The sequence below is a fragment of the Streptosporangium nanhuense genome, assembly GCF_059358815.1.
In genome coordinates, this window is record NZ_JCADBG010000002.1 from 134,160 (window position 1) to 153,581 (window position 19,422).

Annotated in this window: 18 protein-coding genes; 6 read left to right on the plus strand and 12 right to left on the minus strand. The window is 71.7% G+C overall.

The genetic code is table 11. The features are described 5' to 3' along the window. The first annotated feature begins 250 nt into the window (after window positions 1-250). Window positions 251-3,232 (plus strand): bifunctional [glutamine synthetase] adenylyltransferase/[glutamine synthetase]-adenylyl-L-tyrosine phosphorylase, encoded by a 2,982-nt coding sequence (locus AC5L38_RS05490; protein WP_495242071.1) that lies wholly within the window; start codon window positions 251-253, stop codon window positions 3,230-3,232. Between the two features lie 228 nt (window positions 3,233-3,460). Beyond that, window positions 3,461-4,798 (plus strand): hypothetical protein, encoded by a 1,338-nt coding sequence (locus tag AC5L38_RS05495; protein WP_495241658.1) that lies wholly within the window; start codon window positions 3,461-3,463, stop codon window positions 4,796-4,798. A 9-nt stretch (window positions 4,799-4,807) separates the two neighbouring features. Here AC5L38_RS05495 and AC5L38_RS05500 read toward each other — a convergent pair whose 3' ends face one another. The 6 genes from AC5L38_RS05500 to AC5L38_RS05525 all read right to left on the minus strand — a co-directional run bounded on the left by AC5L38_RS05500 (window position 4,808) and on the right by AC5L38_RS05525 (window position 10,474). After that, the gene (locus AC5L38_RS05500; protein ID WP_495241659.1) at window positions 4,808-5,644 is read right to left on the minus strand and encodes an LLM class flavin-dependent oxidoreductase; all 837 of its coding nucleotides are present in this window, start codon (window positions 5,642-5,644) and stop codon (window positions 4,808-4,810) included. Window positions 5,645-5,695: 51 nt separating this feature from the next. Continuing rightward, entirely contained in the window at window positions 5,696-6,247 is a 552-nt protein-coding gene (locus AC5L38_RS05505) for a C40 family peptidase (protein ID WP_495241660.1), read from the minus strand. A gap of 445 nt (window positions 6,248-6,692) precedes the next feature. Next, the gene (locus AC5L38_RS05510; protein ID WP_495241661.1) at window positions 6,693-6,875 is read right to left on the minus strand and encodes a hypothetical protein; all 183 of its coding nucleotides are present in this window, start codon (window positions 6,873-6,875) and stop codon (window positions 6,693-6,695) included. A gap of 189 nt (window positions 6,876-7,064) precedes the next feature. Next, complete coding sequence (locus AC5L38_RS05515; RefSeq protein WP_495241662.1) at window positions 7,065-7,568, minus strand: hypothetical protein; 504 nt, start codon at window positions 7,566-7,568, stop codon at window positions 7,065-7,067. A 290-nt stretch (window positions 7,569-7,858) separates the two neighbouring features. Further along, entirely contained in the window at window positions 7,859-9,283 is a 1,425-nt protein-coding gene (gene glnA, locus AC5L38_RS05520; RefSeq protein WP_362676736.1) for a type I glutamate--ammonia ligase, read from the minus strand. A gap of 159 nt (window positions 9,284-9,442) precedes the next feature. Beyond that, complete coding sequence (locus AC5L38_RS05525; protein ID WP_495241663.1) at window positions 9,443-10,474, minus strand: hypothetical protein; 1,032 nt, start codon at window positions 10,472-10,474, stop codon at window positions 9,443-9,445. Window positions 10,475-10,606: 132 nt separating this feature from the next. Here AC5L38_RS05525 and AC5L38_RS05530 point away from each other — a divergent pair, with 132 nt between their 5' ends. From AC5L38_RS05530 to AC5L38_RS05545, 4 genes are all read left to right on the plus strand, one after another. After that, window positions 10,607-11,068 carry an RDD family protein gene (locus AC5L38_RS05530; RefSeq protein ID WP_495241664.1) on the plus strand — a complete coding sequence of 154 codons (462 nt, stop codon included), beginning with the start codon at window positions 10,607-10,609 and terminating at the stop codon, window positions 11,066-11,068. Window positions 11,069-11,275: 207 nt separating this feature from the next. Further along, the gene (locus AC5L38_RS05535) at window positions 11,276-12,331 is read left to right on the plus strand and encodes an RNA polymerase subunit sigma-70 (RefSeq protein ID WP_495241665.1); all 1,056 of its coding nucleotides are present in this window, start codon (window positions 11,276-11,278) and stop codon (window positions 12,329-12,331) included. Between the two features lie 62 nt (window positions 12,332-12,393). Beyond that, window positions 12,394-12,714 carry a cupin domain-containing protein gene (locus AC5L38_RS05540; protein ID WP_495241666.1) on the plus strand — a complete coding sequence of 107 codons (321 nt, stop codon included), beginning with the start codon at window positions 12,394-12,396 and terminating at the stop codon, window positions 12,712-12,714. A gap of 105 nt (window positions 12,715-12,819) precedes the next feature. Beyond that, a complete protein-coding gene (locus tag AC5L38_RS05545; RefSeq protein WP_495241667.1) occupies window positions 12,820-13,956 on the plus strand; it encodes a serine hydrolase domain-containing protein in 1,137 nt (378 codons plus the stop codon). A gap of 155 nt (window positions 13,957-14,111) precedes the next feature. On the opposite strand, the gene AC5L38_RS05550 is transcribed toward AC5L38_RS05545, so the two are convergent. The 6 genes from AC5L38_RS05550 to AC5L38_RS05575 all read right to left on the minus strand — a co-directional run bounded on the left by AC5L38_RS05550 (window position 14,112) and on the right by AC5L38_RS05575 (window position 19,381). Beyond that, window positions 14,112-14,906 (minus strand): class I SAM-dependent methyltransferase, encoded by a 795-nt coding sequence (locus AC5L38_RS05550; protein WP_495241668.1) that lies wholly within the window; start codon window positions 14,904-14,906, stop codon window positions 14,112-14,114. Further along, window positions 14,906-15,586 (minus strand): DUF4191 domain-containing protein, encoded by a 681-nt coding sequence (locus AC5L38_RS05555; protein WP_436757093.1) that lies wholly within the window; start codon window positions 15,584-15,586, stop codon window positions 14,906-14,908. The genes AC5L38_RS05550 and AC5L38_RS05555 overlap by 1 nt, the downstream gene beginning before the upstream one ends. 242 nt (window positions 15,587-15,828) lie before the next feature. Then, the gene (gene lipA, locus AC5L38_RS05560; protein ID WP_495241669.1) at window positions 15,829-16,758 is read right to left on the minus strand and encodes a lipoyl synthase; all 930 of its coding nucleotides are present in this window, start codon (window positions 16,756-16,758) and stop codon (window positions 15,829-15,831) included. A gap of 233 nt (window positions 16,759-16,991) precedes the next feature. Next, window positions 16,992-17,669, minus strand: coding sequence for a lipoyl(octanoyl) transferase LipB (gene lipB / locus AC5L38_RS05565; protein ID WP_389914308.1), 678 nt, complete (start codon window positions 17,667-17,669; stop codon window positions 16,992-16,994). Window positions 17,670-17,697: 28 nt separating this feature from the next. Continuing rightward, window positions 17,698-18,435 (minus strand): Type 1 glutamine amidotransferase-like domain-containing protein, encoded by a 738-nt coding sequence (locus AC5L38_RS05570; RefSeq protein ID WP_495241670.1) that lies wholly within the window; start codon window positions 18,433-18,435, stop codon window positions 17,698-17,700. Window positions 18,436-18,484: 49 nt separating this feature from the next. Continuing rightward, complete coding sequence (locus tag AC5L38_RS05575; protein WP_495241671.1) at window positions 18,485-19,381, minus strand: TIGR01777 family oxidoreductase; 897 nt, start codon at window positions 19,379-19,381, stop codon at window positions 18,485-18,487. Window positions 19,382-19,422 lie beyond the last annotated feature (41 nt).

A 19,422-nucleotide genomic window follows, 5' to 3' on the forward strand; every position in this document is an offset into this window, starting at 1 on the left:
TTCCGAATCCGCTAACGACGCCGCACGGTTTCGGGATTAACCTGTGCGGCGACGCTCCGAAACCGTGAGACGTGGGCAAGGGTGGGGATCCGGAGGCGGGTCCGCACCGATCCCACCCACCCGCCGGGGAAACCGAGGCCCACGCGACCGCGGGGGGCGTGCACCTTTGATCGCTCGGGGTAGGGATTGAGGAAGGGCACCCGTGCTTGTGATCGAAGACCATGGAGGGTCGGTGGAAACCGTGCCTCGGATGCAGACGACCGCCGGGCGCCTAGCGAGGCTCGGCTTCGCCGACGGCGCCAGGGCCGAGCGGCTGCTCGACGAACTGGGGCCCGAGGCCGTCGGCGACATCGACCTGCTGGCCTCGCTGGTCGCCGCGGCCGACCCCGACCTGGCGCTCACCTCGCTGAACCGGCTGGCCGAACAGGACCCCAGCGTTCTTGGAGCGCTCCGGGCCGACCCCGGCCTGCGCGGGCGGCTGATCGGCGTCTTCGGCGTCAGCGCCGCGCTGGGCGACCACGTCGTCAGGCACCCGGACCACTGGCGCCTGCTCGGCGGGACACCGGTCACCGACCGCCCGAGCGAGGAGGAGCTCCGCGCGGAGCTGCTGCTCGCGGTCGGCGCCGACCCCGACGACTCCGAGCCCAGGGCCGCCGACGCCTCCACCGCCACCCTGTCGGCGCTGCGCGCCGCCTACCGGGGCCGCCTGCTCCACCTCGCCGCGCGCGACGTCACCGGGACCGTCTCGCTGTCCGGGGTGACCGCCGAGCTGTCCGACCTGGCCGGGGCCGCGCTGGAGGCGGGGCTCGCCGTCGCGAGGTCCGAGCACCCGGAGGCGGGGGCCGTGCGGCTGGCCGTCATCGGCATGGGCAAGTGCGGGGCACGCGAGCTCAACTACATCAGCGACGTCGACGTGATCTTCGTGGCCGAGCCGCGCGAGGGGCCCGACGGCTCGCCCGACGAGCACGCGGCCATCAAGCTCGCCACCCGGCTGGCCCAGGGCATGATGCGCGCCTGCTCGACCAGCACCCCCGAGGGCGCGCTGTGGGAGGTCGACGCGGCGCTGCGTCCCGAGGGCAAGGCCGGGCCGCTGGTCCGCACCCTCGCCAGCCACCTCGCCTACTACCGGCGCTGGGCCAAGACCTGGGAGTTCCAGGCCCTGCTGAAGGCCAGGCCGGTCGCGGGCGACGCCGAGCTCGGCCAGCAGTACGTCGCCGCGATGAACGAGATGGTCTGGCAGGCCGCCACCCGCGACAAGTTCGTCGAGGACGTCCAGGCCATGCGCCGCCGGGTGGAGGCCCACGTCCGCAGCGGCGAGGCCGACCGCCAGCTGAAGCTCGGGCCCGGCGGACTGCGTGACATCGAGTTCGCGGTGCAGCTGCTCCAGCTCGTCCACGGCCGCCTCGACCCGCTGCTGCGACGGCGTGCCACGCTCCCCGCGCTCGGTGCCCTCTCCCGAGGGGGCTACGTGGGCAGGGACGACGCCAAGGCCCTCGCCGAGGCGTACACCTTCCTGCGCCAGGTCGAGCACCTGATCCAGCTGCACCGGCTGCGCCGCACGCACGTGGTGCCCGAGGGCAACGCCGACCTGCGCCGTCTCGGCCGGAGCCTGGGCATGACCGCCGACCCGGTGGGGGAGTTCACCACCCGGTGGCGGCGGCACGCCATGGAGGCCAGGCGCCTGCACGAGAAGCTGTTCTACCGGCCGCTGCTGCAGGCCGTGGCCCGGCTGCCCGAGTCGGAGGACCGGCTCTCCACGGCCGCGGCCAAGGCCCGCCTGGAGGCGCTCGGCTACGCCGACCCCGGTGGGGCGCTGCGCCACATCAGCGCGCTGACCAGCGGAGTCTCCCGCCGTGCCGCGATCCAGCGGACCCTGCTGCCGGTGATGCTCGGCTGGTTCGCCGACGCCCCCGACCCCGACGCCGGCCTGCTGGGCTTCCGCCAGGTCTCCGACAAGCTCGGCTCCACCCCCTGGTACCTGCGGCTGCTCCGCGACGAGACCGCCGTGGCGTCGCGCCTGGCCAGGATGCTCGGTACCAGCCGCTACGTGACGGGCCTGCTGATGAACGCCCCCGAGGCGGTCGCGATGCTCGGCTCGGACGCGGAGCTGGCCCCCAGGCCCGTCGAGACGGTGCTGTCCGAGGCGCGGACCGTGGTCGCCCGCCACCCCGGGGACGCCGAGGGCGCGGTGGCCGCGGTCCGGGCGCTGCGCCGCAGGGAGCTGGTCCGCACGGCCGTCGCCGACCTCTCCGGGATCATCGGCATCGAGGAGGTCGGCCAGACGCTGTCCAACCTCAACGACGTGACGATCCAGGCCGCGCTCGACGCCGCCATCGACAAGGTCGAGATGGAGCGCCGCACCCCGCTGGGCACGAGGTTCGCGGTGATCGCGATGGGCCGCCTGGGCGGGATCGAGTCCTCGTACGGCAGCGACGCCGACGTGATGTTCGTGCACTCGCCGCTGGAGGGAGTGCCGGAGCGCCAGGCCACCGAGACGGCGTTCGAGGTGGCCAACGAGCTGCGACGGCTGCTCGCCCTGCCCGCCCCCGACCCGCCGCTGCTCATCGACCCCGGCCTGCGCCCCGAGGGCAAGGCGGGGCCGCTGGTCCGCACCCTGGCCTCCTACGCCGCCTACTACGAGCGGTGGTCGTCGCCGTGGGAGTCACAGGCGCTGCTGCGCGCCCGCTTCTCCGCCGGGGACGCCGAGCTCGGCGTCGGGCTGCTGCACCTGGCCGACCCGCTGCGCTACCCCGAGGGGGGCATCTCCGACGCGGCCGTGCTGGAGATCCGCAGGCTCAAGGCCCGGATGGAGGCCGAACGCCTTCCACGCGGCACCGACCCGGCGCTGCACACCAAGCTCGGCCCCGGCGGGCTGTCCGACGTGGAGTGGGTGGCCCAGCTCATCCAGCTCCGCCACGCGGGGGAGCGGCCGTCGCTGCGGACCACCCGCACCCTGGAGGCGCTGGGCGCGGCGGTCACGGAGGGCCTGCTGTCGGAGGCGGACGAGGCCGTGCTCGCCGAGGCGTGGCGGTTCGCCTCGCGCATCCGCGACGCCATCGTCGCGGTGAGAGGACGCGCCTCCGACTCGATCCCGGTGGACGCCCGCGAGCGCATGCTCATCGCCCGCGCCCTCGGCTACCCGCCCGACGGTACGGAGGACTTCGTGGACGACTACCGCCGCGCCACCCGTCGCGCCCGCCGGGTCGTGGAACGCGTCTTCTACGAGGGCTGAGCCGCCTTTTTAGAGGTACGCACGTTTCGCCAGGATCGTCCTGGTTTTTCAGGGGCGGTACGTACGGCGCGGGTCGTGAGGGCCGGTCCGCGCCGAAGGGAGCCGGAGGGGAGCCGGAGGGGACACGCGTTCGCCCGCGTGTCCTCCCGGTCACGAAAACCGACCTGTTTCGGGTGATCCGTTGCGTCGCCGGGGGCGTACGTGTATCAACGGTCCCGGGTGATCCATTTGATTTCCGTTTACATCGACCTGGCCATCGGGCTGATCCTGGCCTTCCTGCTCCTGTCTCTCCTGGTGAGCGGGATCAACGAGGCCTTCGTCCGGCTGCTCGGGATCCGCAGCAAGTTCCTGTGGGCCTACCTCAGGGACACCCTGGACGGCTCCGAGGACGGCAGGTCGTGGATCCCGTCGAAGATAGCCGACGTATTCGCGAAGCTGCCCTTCTCCAAGGACGATCCGCGCCCGGCGCACAGTCCCGAACCCGCGCCCTCGGTGGTCGAGCCGATGCGGGTCGACGCCGCCGCGGTCCAGGCCTCCGAGGAGGCCAGGGAGCGGCTCTCGGAGGAGATCGCCGAGGGGATCGCCCCGCAGAGCACCGCCGGAGAGGCCGCGGAGGGGGCGGGGGCCGGCGGTTCCCCGGGTTCTGCTGATTCCTCCGGCTCTCCCGGCTCTTCCGGCTCTTCCGGCTCTCCCGGCTCTTCCGGCTCTTCCGGCTCTTCCGGCTCTTCCGGCTCTTCCGCGGACGCCGGGCCTGTCTCCGTGCCTGCCTCCGGGCCTGCCTCCGTGCCTGCCTCTGTGCCGCAGGTGGACATGACCGCGCGGCTGTACGAGCGGCTCCAGGAGATCGACCACCCCAAGGGCGCCCGTACCAGCATCGCCAACATCCCGCCCGAGCGGTTCTCCGGCGCCGTGATGGAGCTGGTCGCGGCCGAGGAGGGCGGGATCGACGGCCTGCTCGCCAAGCTGGAAGCCATCAACAGCCCGCTCGCCGGCCACCTCAAGGGCGTCTGGGAGGGCGCCCAGCGGGACCTGCCGAGGTTCCGCAAGGGCGTCGAGGACTGGTTCAACGGGGAGATGCAGCGCCTGTCCACCCTCTACGCCCGCTACGTCAAGTGGGTGGTGTTCGCGCTGGGCGTGGTGCTGACCCTGGCGTTCAGCATGGACGCGCTGGAGTACGGCAAGACCCTGCTGCGCGACAACGCCTACCGCGCCGGGGTGAGCGCCATCGCGGGCGGCGGCGGGGACGGCTACGCCGCGCTGAGGGACAAGTGCGCCGGTGGCGAGGCCGGTCTCGCCGAGCCGTACCAGTGCGTGACCGAGTCCCTCAGCTCCCCGGCACTGGTCAAGATCTTCGATCACGCGATCGTGAGCATCACGATCCCGCCCGACGGCTCCGCCGATCCGTCCTTCCACTGGAACGGCGGAGCCTGGTGGGACCGGCTCATCACTCCCGGGCACTGGCCCGGCTACCTGCTCACCATGGTCGCGCTGCTGTTCGGGGCCTCGTTCTGGTGGGACGTCCTGCGCCGCATCACCGGCGTCCGGGGCGACCGCTCCAGCTCATAGCCCCGGCCCCTAGCGGAGTTCTGCCAGGAGCAGGTCGACCTGGGGGAGCGGGTTCGGTCCGTGCGCGCGGACCACGACCGTGCGGGCACCCGCCTCCCACAGCGACCTGACCTGGTCGGCGGCCTCCCCGGGGGAGCCCACCGCCATCACGACCTCCTCCGGGGCGACCTTCAGGAACCCGGCGGTGCCCTCGGCCAGGGCGGTGACCACCGTGGGGTCGTCGCCGAGGTAGAGGTTCACGAAGACCACCATCTCGTGATCGCCCTCGCCGGTCAGCTTCAGCGCGTCCTCGATCTGCCGGGGGCCGACCCCCTCGGGCAGGATCGTGCCCTGGGCCACCCGTCCCGACAGCTCCAGCGAGCGGGGCCGCACCACCCCGGCCAGCACCGGCGGCACGACGGCGGGGGGATGCACCAGGCTCACCCCGTCGAGCCGCACGGCCCTGCCCTGGAGGGTGACCGTCTCGCCGCGCAGCAGCTCCCGTACCGCCGTGATCGTCTCCTCCAGCAGCGCCAGCGGGGAGGGGGCGAGGGCGCCCACCTGACGCATCCAGTCCTGGACGCCGTGCCCGATCCCGGCCGCGAGCCTGCCCGGGTGCAGCCTGGCCAGGTTGCCCAGCTCCATGGCGAGCAGGGCGGGGTTGCGCAGCGGCGCCGGGGTGATCCCGATGCCCACCCGGAGGCGTTCGGTGACGGCGAGCGCGGTGGCCGCCGACGAGATGGCCCCGGTCCAGCCGAGATCCTCCACCACCCAGACGTCGTCCACCTCGGCCGCGTCCAGGTGGCGGCAGAAGGGGACGAGTGACTCGGGGGGAAGGTCACGGTCGAACATGACGCCCAGGCGCATATCTCTCCTAGTGAACGGCGGGAGTTCCCGCTGTGCCGTTTTCGCGGGACCTCAGAGGGTCCTCGTGTAGCGGAAGTAGCCGGCGAGGTCGTCGACGGCCGCGACACGATCGATCCGCACCTCGGTCCCGGTCCTCCGTGCATTGATCATCTTGCCCTGGCCGACGTAGATGCCGACGTGGTGGGTCCTGACTTTACGCTTGCCGACCTTGCCGTAGAACACGAGATCCCCCGGCCTCGCCGCGGCGGCCGGGACCCTCTTGAGCCGCCTGACGTGGTCGTCGGTGTTGCCGGGGCCGAGCACGTCGCGCCCGTAGGCGAGGTGGTAGACCCAGCGGGCGAGACCGGAGCAGTCGAGCCCGAGGGTCTTGGTGGCGGGACAAGGTTTGATCGATCCTTGGTAGCCCTGGCAGGTACCGAGGGAGGGGCCCGGGTCCTTGTCGTGGCCGCCGCCCCAGGAGTAGGGGATCTCCCCGCCCCACCAGCCGGGCTGGTGCTCCCCGGCCTCGATCGCGTACGCGATGGCGGTGATCCGGTTGGGGGTGACGGGCCGGGTCGGTATCCAGGCGGAGGCGCTCAGGAGCAGGAACGTTCCCAGGAGCACGATCGCCGCGGCCTGCTTGCGGCGCCGGTGAGGGTCGGGACGTCCGGGGGCACTCGCATCCCCGAAGAGCCCGGAGAGCCCGGAGAGCCCGGGGCGATGTTCGGGTAACCGGGGGCGTTCGGGAGGTTCGGGGTACCGCTCCCCGGCTCGGGAAGGCGTGAGATCCGCCTCTTCGCCCCGGAGTGCCTCTGCCACGTCACCTCGCCTGGTCGGTCCCTGTGAGTCATGACCAGTCTGCCCAACAAGCCGGTGATGCGCGTCGTGGGTGGATTTGACCTAAGTTGTGCTGGCCCAACGGCGGGAGGCGATCCGCGCCCGTGACATGCGGCGACCCGCGCCCGTGACATGCGGCGACCCGCGTGCGGGGCACGCGGGTCGCGGTGGTGCGGGGTACGGGCGGGGCGCGACGGGAGGGCGCCGCCCGCCCGTGCCTCGTGGCAGGGCGTCAGTTGTCGTCGTCCCCGTCGTCGTCCGTGCCGCCGTCCTCGTCCACGTTCGTCGTGTTGACGACGTCGGGGCCGTCGTCCCCGTCGTCGTCCCCGCCGCCCCCGCAGCCGCCGACCAGACCGACGAGCACCGCCATCGTCGCGGCGGCCAGCGCCGCCTTCCGCGTGGTCTGAGCAAGCATGCACAACCTCCAGGTGCCGTTCCTCGGCCGGACGCGTCGGCGTCCGGCCTCATTCCTCTGTCCCGTCCGGCGGTGATCTAACCTGGAGGCGCCGTTCTTGATCGTGATCGCCGTGGAACGCACGGCCCCGTCACGCCGCCGGACGAGGCCGTCGTCGGGCTCGGCAGGCGACTCCCCCGAGGGGCACGCCTAGTAACCGCGGCTCTCGGCCGACCGGCGGATCCTCGCCCCGCCGTACTGGCCGCGCGGGACGCATCCGGAACACGGGCAGGGGAACCTGCCGTGGGCGTCGGGCATGTATCTCCAGCCGGTCACCTGGTTCACGCCGCGAACGCGGTGGATCTCCTTGGCCGTGATCTTCCGGGGGATGAGGACCTCGTAGCCCCGGGCGTCCTCGCATCCGGCGATCAGCGCCGCGGCCTCGGCGCTGGGAAGCATCTCGTGATCATGCGAGAAGTAGCCCACGAGGACCGGCTCGTCATCGGGCACCCGGAAGTCGACGGCCACCATCACGGTGCGCGCGCCACCACGCCTCAGCTCGCGGGTCCACTGGTGGGTGAGCTGGTAGGAGGGGAGGACCGGCAGGCAGAACACCCCTGACCGGCCGTCGCGATCCCGGCTCCGCGCCTGGATACCGGATCTCCGCACCGAACGGACCCGCTTGGCGTCCGTGAGATGCACGAACAAGGTCATGAACCACGCCTTCCGGAATGCGCCGCACCTCTCCGATGAAGATCAACGAGAGCGTGGTCAGCAGCGTAACCCGGCGGGTGAACATGACAAACGGCTTTTTCGCCACGTGAAAGGTTGCCACCGCACCCCTCCGAAGGCGTCCATCCCGGTCGTGAACGGGTGACCGCTTCCCGCGAACGCGAAAGGCCGCCGAGCGCGCCCTCGCCGGGAGGGACGGCCGACGGCCTTTCGGGTGCCGCCCATGCGCTTCCCGGTGACCCGGTCACCGGGGGTCGCGCGGACAGGGAGGCTCAGACGTCGTAGTAGAGCTCGAACTCGTGGGGGTGCGGGCGCAGGCGGATCGGGTCGATCTCGTTCTCGCGCTTGTAGGCGATCCAGGTCTCGATCAGGTCCGGCGTGAACACGCCGCCCTCCAGCAGGTACTCGTGGTCGGCCTCCAGGGCCGCGAGCACGTCCGACAGCGAGCCCGGGACCTGCGGGATGTTGCGGGCCTCCTCCGGGGGAAGCTCGTACAGGTCCTTGTCGACCGGCTCGACCGGCTCGATCTTGTTGCGGATGCCGTCGATGCCCGCCATGAGCTGGGCGGCGAAGGCGAAGTAGGGGTTGCAGGAGGGGTCGGGGACCCGGAACTCGATGCGCTTGGCCTTCGGGTTGGAGCCCGTGATCGGGATGCGGATGCACGCCGAGCGGTTGCGCTGGGAGTAGACCAGGTTGACCGGGGCCTCGTAGCCGGGCACCAGGCGGTGGTAGGAGTTGACCGTCGGGTTGGTGAACGCCAGCAGCGACGGGGCGTGCTTGAGCAGGCCGCCGATGTAGTAGCGGGCGGTGTCGGACAGGCCCGCGTAGCCGACCTCGTCGTAGAAGAGCGGCTCGCCGTCCTTCCAGAGCGACTGGTGGCAGTGCATGCCGGAGCCGTTGTCACCGAAGATCGGCTTGGGCATGAAGGTGACCGTGTGGCCGTGCTCCAGGGCCGTGCTCTTGACGATGTACTTGTACAGCATCAGGGTGTCGGCGGACTTGAGCAGCGTGTTGAACCGGAAGTCGATCTCGGCCTGTCCGGCGGTGCCCACCTCGTGGTGCTGCATCTCGACGTCGATCCCGGCGTCGATGAGCTTGCGGACCATCTCCGAGCGCAGGTCGGTGAAGTGGTCCATCGGCGGGACCGGGAAGTAGCCGCCCTTGAAGCGCGGCTTGTAACCGAGGTTGCCGCCGTCCTGGGCCTTGCCGCTGTTCCAGGCGCCCTCGATCGAGTCGATGTGGTAGTAGCTCGAATGGGCGTTGGTCTCGAACCGCACGTCGTCGAAGATGTAGAACTCGGCCTCGGGGCCGAAGTAGACCGTGTCGGCGATGCCGGTGCCCTTGAGGTACTCCTCCGCCTTGCGGGCGACGTTGCGCGGGTCGCGGCTGTAGGCCTCGCCCGTCAGCGGGTCGTGCACGAAGAAGTTGATGTTGAGCGTCTTGTGCTGCCTGAACGGGTCGAGCACGGCCGTGGACGGGTCGGGCAGCAGCAGCATGTCCGACTCGTGGATGGCCTGGAACCCGCGGATCGACGAGCCGTCGAACATGAGGCCGTCGGTGAAGACGCCGGCTCCGAAGTTCTCCGAGGGGAACGTGAAGTGGTGCGTCGTCCCCGGCAGGTCGGTGAACCTGACGTCAACGAACTGCACCCCTTCGTCCTTGATGAACTTCAGGACGTCGTCGGCGGAGTTGAACACGCGAACCTCCCATGGGACGGGCTAACAGACCGAAAGTATGCCTGTGCCGTTACCGCCCCGTGTCTCGTTTGTTTCACCCGTGTTAAGCGAAAGTCGCCTCCACGGTAGTCCTCAAGCCCGCTATAGACGGGTATGGCGGGCCTTTCCTTTGCCGGAGTTTCACGTCCCCGACGTCAGCGTCCCGCAGCTTCCCGGAGGCATGTCGGCCTCGGCGCGGGAGTAGGGATCCACGGCGGGACCGGTCGCCTCCACGTCGGCCCGCGAGTCCGGATAGAGGGGGTGGACGAAGCCGTCGTCGATGTCGCACCGCGCGGGGGCCACACCCCCGCGGTTCCAGTCGCCCACCCAGAAGCGCAGCCGGTCACCGTCCCGCCACGCCTGCACGACGCCGACGCTGTGGGCGACGAGCCTCGTCACGGTGTCGGGGCGGCCGGGCCGCCGGATCGCGTACACGAACAGGTGGTTGACCTTGACCCGGACGCCCCTGAGGCCGTTCTCCCGGAAGGCCGACAGCCGGGTCTCGCCGTCCACCTTGACGGTCCGGGTGACGAACTCGGCGCTTTTCGGCGCCAGGCTCGTCACCCATCGGCGGCTGTGGTACGCCCCCTTTCTGCCCGGACTTTTGAGCCCCTTGACGAACGGCGTGCGCTGCTCCGGGTCCAGCAGGCGGATCAGCTTCTCCGGCCTGCCGCCCGTCAGCACCTTCTCGTCCAGGTGCGAGGCCACGAGGAGGTCTCTCGCGTGCCGCAAGGCGGCGGACACCTCCTTGCGGCTCAGCCCGCCCACCGCCCTGGCCGGCGGCATGACCAGCCCCTTGGCGCCTTCGGCGTACCCCTGGGCGGGAGAGCCGTCGAAGGGGGAGGGCTTCCTCGACTCCGCGCGTGCCGTCTCAGAAGGCGCGTCCGTCCCGGCTGTGCCTCCGGTACCTCCGGCGGTCAGGTCCGAGAGCCGTCCGGAGACGGCGGTACGGACCTGGTCGACGACATCCGGCCGGTAGGAGACGAACACCCCGGCCGCCGCGACCAGGACCGCCACCGCGATCGCCGCGTTCCGCAGCCTCCTGCGCCGCCGGAGGCGGGGATGCCGCGCCCACTCCTGCGCGGCGGCCTTGCTCATCCGCCTGCGTTCCCGCTCGTCGATCTGGGCCGTGAGCGCTCTGAAGCGCTCGTCGATGTCGTCGGTGTCGGACACGAGGGTTCTCCGGGGATCGCGGGGGGTGCCGACACACATGATCCACGGCTTTCACGCGATACCGGTAGCCGGTAGCGGGTAGGGGGCGCGGGCGGATGTGAGGGCGGCGGCCCGGACGGCTACCGTTGGAGCATGAGCAGCAAGCAGCCACGCTGGACCCAGACCTGGCTCGGCGGCGTCAGGTCCGCCGGGGTCGATCTCGGCTACCCGGGGGAGCGGCTCGGGCTGCCCAGGGAGGGCAGCGGCTCGGTGGCCGGGTTCGGCCGCAGGATCGGCGCCATCATGATCGACTGGCTCATCTGCACCTGGGCCATCACCCAGGGGCTGCTGCGGATCGACCCCGCCGACGCGCCCTGGGTGCCGGTCCTCATCCTCGCCGTCGAGTACCTCCTGCTGGTGGGCACCATGGGGATGACCTTCGGGATGCGCCTGTTCGGCGTCCGGGTCGCCGCGCTCGGCGGCGGCGCCCCCGGCCTCGTCTCCGTGCTGGTACGGACCCTCCTGCTCTGCCTGGCCGTACCCGCCCTCGTCTGGGACCGCGACCAGCGCGGCCTGCACGACCGCGCGGCGAACACCGTGGTCGTACGCCTCTGAGCCGACCCCGCACCGGGTCGCCCGCTCCAGCATTCCCGGGGTCCGCGCCGCCTTCGTCCCCTTCGGCGTCCGTTTCCGGGCTCGTGCCGGATCTCGCGGTTCCGGCGGAGAGGGAACCGGCGTCCGCACCGGTTCCTTTTCCGGCCGTCGGCCGTCATACCGGGGGCGGCCGCGCCGGGCGGGACGCCGTACGGGAGGTGTGAGGTCGTGACCAGGGACGAGGCGGGCCGGGGAACGGTGGAAAACGGCGAGGACGGCGAGGTTCTGGCCGCCGCGCTGGCGGGTGACGAGCCGGCGTTCGGCGCGCTCGCGGAGAGGTACCGGCGGGAGTTGCGGGTGCACTGCTACCGGATGCTCGGCTCGTTCGAGGAGTCGGAGGACATGGTGCAGGAGACGTTCCTGCGCGCCTGGCGCAAGAGGGAGAGCTTCCAGGGGCGCTCGACGTTCAGGGCCTGGCTGTACCGGATCGCGACCAACGCGTGCCTGGACCTCCTCGACCGCCACCCGCGCGGCCCGCGCCCGCGCGAGGCGCCGGTGCTGGCCACCCCCGGAGTGCCGTCGCCGTCGCCGGCCGAGGTCTTCTGGCTGCGTCCCTACCCGGACCGCCTCCTGGAGCCGGCCGCGCCCGCCGGTGCCGAGCCGGACGCCGCCGTGGTCGCCAAGGAGACGATCGAGCTGGCGTTCATGGCCGCCATCCAGCACCTGCCTCCCCGGCAGCGGGTGGTGCTGATCCTGCGCGACGTGCTCGGCTGGCCGGCGCAGGAGGCCGCCGCGCTGCTGGAGGTGAGCGTCGTCTCGATCAAGAGCACCCTGCAGCGGGCACGGTCGACGATGCGGGAGAACCTGCCCGCGCGGCGGCTGGAGTGGGCGCCGTCCTCGGATCCGACCGGTGAGGAACGCGCGGTGCTGCAGCGCTACATCGACGCCGTCGAGCAGGCCGACCCCGCCGTCCTGGCCGGGATACTGCGCGCGGACGCGTGGCAGTCGATGCCCCCGGCGCCGATCTGGATCCTGGGAGGGCCGGCGATCGTCGACGCGTGGCGCCCGGCCATGGTCGGCCCCGAGGCGTGGGGCGACTGGCGCGTCCTGCCCACCCGCGCCAACCGGCAGCCCGCGGCGGCGGCGTACCTCAGGCGTCCCGGCGAGTCCGGGTACCACGGTTCGTGGCTCGGTGTCCTGCGGGTCGAGGACGGGCTGATCACCCAGATCACCACCTTCGGCGCCGATGTCTTCCCGGCCTTCGATCTTCCCCGGACGCTGTGACGGCCGCCGGTGAGGATCCGGCGGAGGCTGTGACGGGCGCCGGGGAGGATCCGGCGGAGGTTGTGACGGGCGCAGGTGAGGATCCGGCGTCCTCGCTGCCCGGGCGGTCCGGGCCGTCGTTCGACGTGCGGAGGGTCGTCGTCGAGCCCGGCGGCTCGCGCCTCCACGACGGAGCCGAGTGGCGGGGGGCGATCGTCCTGCTGGAGCGCGGGCGGATCGAGGTGGTCTGCTCCGACGGCGACCGCCGGGCCTTCCGGCGCGGCGACGTGCTGTGGCTGGACGGGCTGCCGGTGCGCGCCCTGCGCAATCCGGGACGGGAGCCCGCCGTCCTGCTCGCGATCTCCCGGCGGCCCTCCCCGCCATCCCCGCCCTCCTCGCCCTGAACTCCCGTTCCGCGGCCCCGGGCCGATTTCCTGGATCCGGACCGATTCCTTTTCCGGCGCCGCGCCGTCGTACGGGTCACACGCCTTATCACGAGGGGAAAGACCATGAACGACACGCAGAAGCGGGTCCAGGAGACGGCCGACAGGCTCGTGGAGTCCGGCGCCGAGAGGGGCCTGCAGGTCGCCGCGTACCGGCACGGCGAGCTGGTGGTCGACGTCGTCGCGGGCGTCGCCGATCCGGCCACCGGGCGCCCCGTCACGCCGGACACGCCCTTCTGGAGCGCCTCGACCGGCAAGGGCGTCACCTCGACCGTGGCGCACGTTCTCGTGGAGCGGGGCGTCTTCGGCTACGACACGCCGATCGCCGAGCTGTGGCCGGAGTTCGGCGCCCACGGCAAGGAACGCGCGACCGTGCGGCACGCCCTGACCCACTCGACCGGCGTGCCCGGCATGCCGGTGGCCACCACGCCGGAGGACCTGTGCGACTGGGAGGGGATGTGCGCGGCGATCGCCGGAGCCAGGCCCTGGTGGGAGCCGGGCACCAGGAGCGGCTACCACCCCCAGTCGTTCGGCTACATCGTCGGAGAGATCGTCCGCCGGGCCACCGGCACGCCGATCTCCCAGGTACTGCGGGAGGAGGTCGCCGGGCCGCTGGGGGTGGCGGACGAGCTGTTCTTCGGCGTCCCCGGGTCCGAGCTGGGCAGGCTGGCCCGCCTGGAGGACGCGCCGAGCGCCTTCGAGATGCCCGAGGGGATGTCGATGGAGACGATGTTCGCGGACATCCCGTTCTTCAGGGTCGTGGACGGCTACACGGCGGCGCCGATGGCGGCGATGCCCGACGCCGCCTTCGGCAACCGCGCCGACGTGCTGACCTCCGACATCCCGGCGGGCGGCACCATGTCCGCCCGCGCCGTGGCCCGCATGTACGCCGCCCTGCTGGGCGAGGTGGACGGCGTCCGGCTCGTCTCCCCCGAACGGCTCCGCGAGATCACCGCGGTGGAGTTCAGCGGGACGGACGAGGTCACCGCCTCCCCGGCCACCAGGTCTCTCGGGTACGCCCTCGGCGCCACCGGGCTCCTCGACAGCCCCACCCTGTTCGGCATGGCGGGCAGCGGGGGATCGGCCGCGTACGCCGACACGGCCACCGGGATCGCGGTCGCCGTGACCAAGAACCTCGTCCACGGCGGGGACTTCACCACCTTCGAGACCCTCGGCGGGCTCGTCGTGAACGCCGGTGAGTGACGACCACCAGCGGCCGCCGCCGGTCAGTGTGCCTGGTGTGAGCGGCGTCCATCGGCTCGGGCACCCGGTGCCGGCGGTTCCGAACGGCCCTGACCGGTTCGCTCACCCGGGGTGAGCGGTCCCGCCCCGCCGGGTCGCCCGGCGGGGCTCCGGGCCTATCGCACGCAGGTGAAGATCGCGGTGCCGGGCAGGTGGCGGCCGCGCAGCGGGCTCCAGCCGCCCCACTCGCGGTCGTGGCCCGGCGGCCACTCGGGCTCGGTCAGCCCCCGCAGCACCAGCCCCGAGGAGGTGATGAGCCCGACCCAGTCGGCCATCGTGCGGTGGTGCTCGACGTAGGACGGCCGCCCGTCCTCGCCGATCTCCACGTACGCGGACCGGTCGAAGTAGGAGCGGTCGGAGGTCAGCCCGGCGGGGCCCGGGTCGTCGGGGAAGGCCCAGCGGACCGGGTGGCTCACCGAGAAGACCAGCAGGCCCCCGGGACGCAGCACCCGGTGGATCTCGGACAGGACGGCCCCGGCGTCGGCCACGAACGGCAGCGCGCCGTAGGCCGAGCAGGCCAGGTCGAACGTCCGATCGGCGAAGGGCAGCACCTCCGCGTCCGCCTGGACCACCGGCAGCGCGGCCCCGGTCTCCAGGTCGATCCGGCCGGAGTGCTGGAGCTGCCGGAAGGACAGGTCGAAGGCGGCCACCCTGGCGCCCTGCCCGGCCAGCCAGCGCCCGCACTGCCCGGCACCGCAGCCGATCTCCAGCACGTCCCTGCCCGCGACGTCGCCCAGCAGGCGGGCGTCGGCCTCGTCCAGCCCCTCGGGGCCCCAGACGAACCCGGAGTCGCGCAGGAACTCACCGTGCTCCGATTGGTACTCGTCGGCGGCGCCGTCCCACCAGCCGCGGTTGGCCCGGGAGGTGGCCGCGGCGTCCACCCGGTGACGGCCCACCCCGGCGAGGCTCATCAGCGCATCTTCGGGCGCGGCATCTTCGCGCCGCGCGGCAGCGGGCCCTTGGGCATCGGCAGCGTCTGCGGGAGGGCCTTCAGCCGGTTGTTGATCTCGTACAGGGCGGGCTTCTTGAGGTTGCGGGGCAGCTTCATCAGGTGCCGCTGCAGCTTGGCCAGCGGGACCTGCCCGTCGCCGTCACCGGACTGGATGTCGTAGACGGGGACGTCCAGGGCGACCCGCTGGACGCGCTTCTTCTCGGCGACCAGCATCTTCTGCACGCGGCTGCCCGGCCCCTCGGAGACCAGGATGATGCCCGGGTAGCCGACCACGCGGTGCACGATGTCCTGGTCGCGGGTGACGGCGACGGCGGGGGTGACCTCCCAGTTGCCGCGCATGCCCTGCAGGATCGCGGCGGCGGCGCCGACCTGCCCGTGCAACATGGAGTACTGGGCCCGCTGGGCGAGCTGGCCGAACACCACCAGCCCGACGGTCAGGGCCAGCATGACCCCGATGAAGAGGAGATACCAGAACCAGCCCGTGACCAGGCCGATCACCACGCACAGCGCGAGCGTGCCCAGCGCCGAGGCGTAGACGATCGGCATCCCCTTGGGGTTTGCCTCTTTGATGATCTTCGCGATCATGCGGAGCTGCTTGATGCGCCCCGGGCGCTCTGAGTCTTCGGGCTTCTTGGCCATGTTCTGAAGGATACAAATCCAGGGCTCAAGAAGTGAAAACGTGACCTGCCGAACACCGGCCCCCGCGACGGGGACGGCCGGGGGCTGGTGACCGTACGCGCTCGCCGGCCGCCGGACCGTTGTGACGCGTCCGCGAACCGGCCGCCCAGAGGGGTTCGACGGTGAGAGTCATGGGCGGGAAACCGGAAGGACCCCGCTCGAAAGCGGGGTCCTTCCGGTTGCCGTGAGTTTCCGGGACGGGCTCAGGCGTGCTGGCGAGCCTCGACGGCCTGCTTGTACAGGCGGCCCGCCCGGTAGGAGGAGCGGACCAGCGGCCCGGACAGGACCCCGGCGAAACCGATGGCCTCCGCCTCCTTCTGCAGCTCCACGAACTCCTCCGGCTTCACCCAGCGCTCGACGGGGTGGTGGCGCGGGGTGGGCCGCAGGTACTGGGTCACGGTGAGCAGGTCGCACCCGGCCTCGTGCAGGTCGCGCATGGCCTGGATGACCTCCTCGCGCTCCTCGCCCATGCCGAGGATCAGGTTGGACTTGGTCACCAGACCGGCCTGGCGGGCCTTGGTGATCACTCCCAGGGACCGGTCGTAGCGGAACGCGGGCCGGATGCGCTTGAAGATCCGCGGCACGGTCTCGATGTTGTGCGCGAACACCTCGGGCCTGGAGGAGAAGACCTCCTCCAGCTGGGCCTGGTCGCCGTTGAAGTCGGGCACCAGCAGCTCGACGCCGCAGCCGGGCAGGAGGGCGTGGATCTGCCGCGCGGTCTCGGCGTACAGCCACGCGCCGCCGTCGGGCAGGTCGTCGCGGGCGACACCGGTCACGGTCGCGTAGTTGAGCCCCATCTGCCGCACCGAGTCGGCCACGCGGCGCGGCTCGTCGGTGTCGTACTCCTTGGGCTTGCCGGTGTCGATCTGGCAGAAGTCACAGCGCCGGGTGCACTGGTCGCCGCCGATGAGGAAGGTGGCCTCGCGGTCCTCCCAGCACTCGGAGATGTTGGGACACCCGGCCTCCTGGCAGACGGTGTGCAGTCCCTCACGTTTGACCAGCGCACGGAGCTCGGTGTGGTTCGGGCCGGCCCTGAACTTGGTCTTGATCCAGTCGGGCTTCTTCTCGATGGGGGTCTCGGCGTTGCGGACCTCGAGGCGGAGGAGCTTCCGCCCCTCGGGGGCGACGGTCATGCGAGCTCCTTCGTCGGTCGAGGGACCGAGGTGGTGCACATCGAGGTGCGGTAAATATCGTCACGCTCGCTCACCTCACCAGCTTATGTCCCGCCGCGGGTTGCGCCGGACCCGGGTCACGGCGTATGGGGAACGGCGTGCGGGGGGTGCGGAGCACGGCGCGTGGACAAGCCCGGAGGACGGCGCCGGGGAGGCCGGCGCCGGGGACGCGCTCCGGCGGCCGGTCGCCGGGGTCAGCGCCGGAACAGGTCTTCCTCGGGCAGCTCGAAGGCCTGCGCGCCGAGCGCCTCCGCCAGGTGCTTCTCGGCGTACGGCAGGACCTCGTCGACCACGATCCGGCGGCCGGTCTCGGCCGACAGCGAGGAGACCCCGGCGTCGCTGATGCCGCACGGGACGATCCGGTTGTACCAGCTCGGGTCGTTGGAGCAGTTGAGCGCGAAGCCGTGCATCGTGACGCCGCCGGAGACCCGGATGCCGATCGCGCCGACCTTCCTGTCGGGCAGGCCGTGCGAGGGGTCACCGGCCACCCAGACGCCCCCGCGCCCCTCCACCCGGCCCGCCTGGACCCCGAAGTCGGCGCAGACGTGCACCAGGGTCTCCTCCAGGAGCCTCACGTAGGCGTTCACGTCGAGGGGGCCGCCGAGCCTGACGATCGGGTAGCCGACCAGCTGGCCGGGACCGTGCCAGGTGATCCGGCCGCCCCGGTCGACCTCGACGACGGGGGTGCCGTCGGAGGGCCTCTCGTGCGGCGCGGTGCGTTTGCCCGCCGTGTAGACCGGCGCGTGTTCGAGCATCAGGCAGGTGTCGGGAATCTCCTCGGCCACCCGGCGCGCGTGGATGCGCCGCTGAAGATCCCATGCCTGCTCGTAGGGGAAGTCAACGCCAAGACGGACGATTGCCAGGTCACTCACGCCTCAAGAGTAGTTGACCCGTTCGTGGTTAAGACGTGAGAAGCCGAGGCTCGATGCGGAACTCCTTGGCCCCGCCCGCCCCGTCGTGCTCGACCTTGTACGCGTAACCGTCCGGGTGCACGCTGACGGCCTGGATGAACTCGGTGCCCACGTAGTGCAGGGCGACGCCCTCGTCGGCGGCGTAACCCCCGGGCAGCTCGCCCGAGGCCACCGCCTCGTGCAGCAGCCGGCGGCGCTGCGGGTCGGAGTTGTAGTGGACGCCGCAGGAGTAGGGGAGCATGCCCAGCCCCTCGGACCACACCCGCAGCGTCGGCCCGAAGGAGTCGGTGTTGCCGCCCACGTGCCAGCAGAGCGCCCCGGCGCTCTGGCCCGCGAGCACCACGCCCGCCCGCCACGCCTCCTCGAACATCTCGTCGAGGCCGTGCAGCCGCCACAGGGCCGCCAGGTTGGCCACGCTGCCGCCGCTGACGTAGATGACGTCCTGGCTGAGCATCCACTCGCGCGGGTCCTCGACGTTGGGCATCGGGAACACCGTCAGGTGACTGACCTCGACGTCCCACGCGCCGAAGGCGCCGTACATCTTCAGCAGCCAGTCGGAGTCGTCGCCGGTGGCGGTGGCGAGCAGGCCCAGGCGGGGCCGGTCCTGGCCGGTGAGGTCGAGGGCGTACCTGAGCAGCGGGCTCGCCTCCATGATCCCCTGACGCGTGGACGCGCGGAACGAGCCGCCTCCGATCGCGAGGATGTGCGACTGCCCGGGGCTGCCCATGTCTGTCTCCCAAGTGATCTCATCGGCCAGAACGCCGAAAACAGGGATCTTAGAGTACGGCGGCCAGTGCCTCGTCGAGACGCGTATGCCGGAAAGCGTGACCGCTGTCGAGCAGGCGCCGCGGGAGCACCCGCTGGCCGGTCAGCACCCCCTCGTCGGCGAACTCCCCGAGGGCCGTGCGCAGCACGAAGCCCGGCACGGGCAGCGGCATCGTGGGCCGGTGCAGGGCCGCTCCGAGAGTCTTGGTGAACTCGGCGTTGGTGACCGGCTCGGGCGCCGTCAGATTCACCGGCCCTGACATTTCGGGATTTTTCAGGATGTGTTGGACGGCGAGCACCCAGTCGTCGATGGAGATCCACGACCAGTACTGCCGTCCCGACCCCAGCGGGGCGCCCAGCCCGACCTTGAAGACGGGGAGGATCCGCGCCAGCATGCCGCCCCGCCCGCTCAGCACCAGGCCGGTACGGAGTCTCACCACCCGGATGCCCGCCTCCTCGGCGGGCGCCGTCTCCGCCTCCCAGGGCACCACGACCTCCCGCGCGAGGAACCCCTCGCCCGCGGGCGCCGTCTCGTCCACCGCCACGTCACCGGTGTCGCCGTAGAAGCCGATCGCCGAGCCGGACAGCAGCACCGAGGGCTTCGCCGCAAGACCGGCGAGCGCGCCCGCCAGGGTCCTGGTCCCCTCGACCCGGCTGTCGACCAGCTCGCGCTTGTGCCCCTCGCTCCAGCGCCGGTCCCCGATGCCCGCGCCGGCGAGGTGGATCACCGCCTCCGCGCCCTCCAGCGCCGCCTGGTCCACGACCCCCTTGGCGGGGTTCCAGAAGGCCTCGTCGTCGCCTCGCGGCACTCGCCGGACCAGACGGACCACCCGGGCGCCGTCGCCCCGCAGAGCCCTGACCAGAGCCGATCCCAGCAGGCCCGAGGACCCGGTCATCGTGACCTTCATGTCGTTCAATGTAATCGACCTCCCCCCGGATCTTCGGAAAC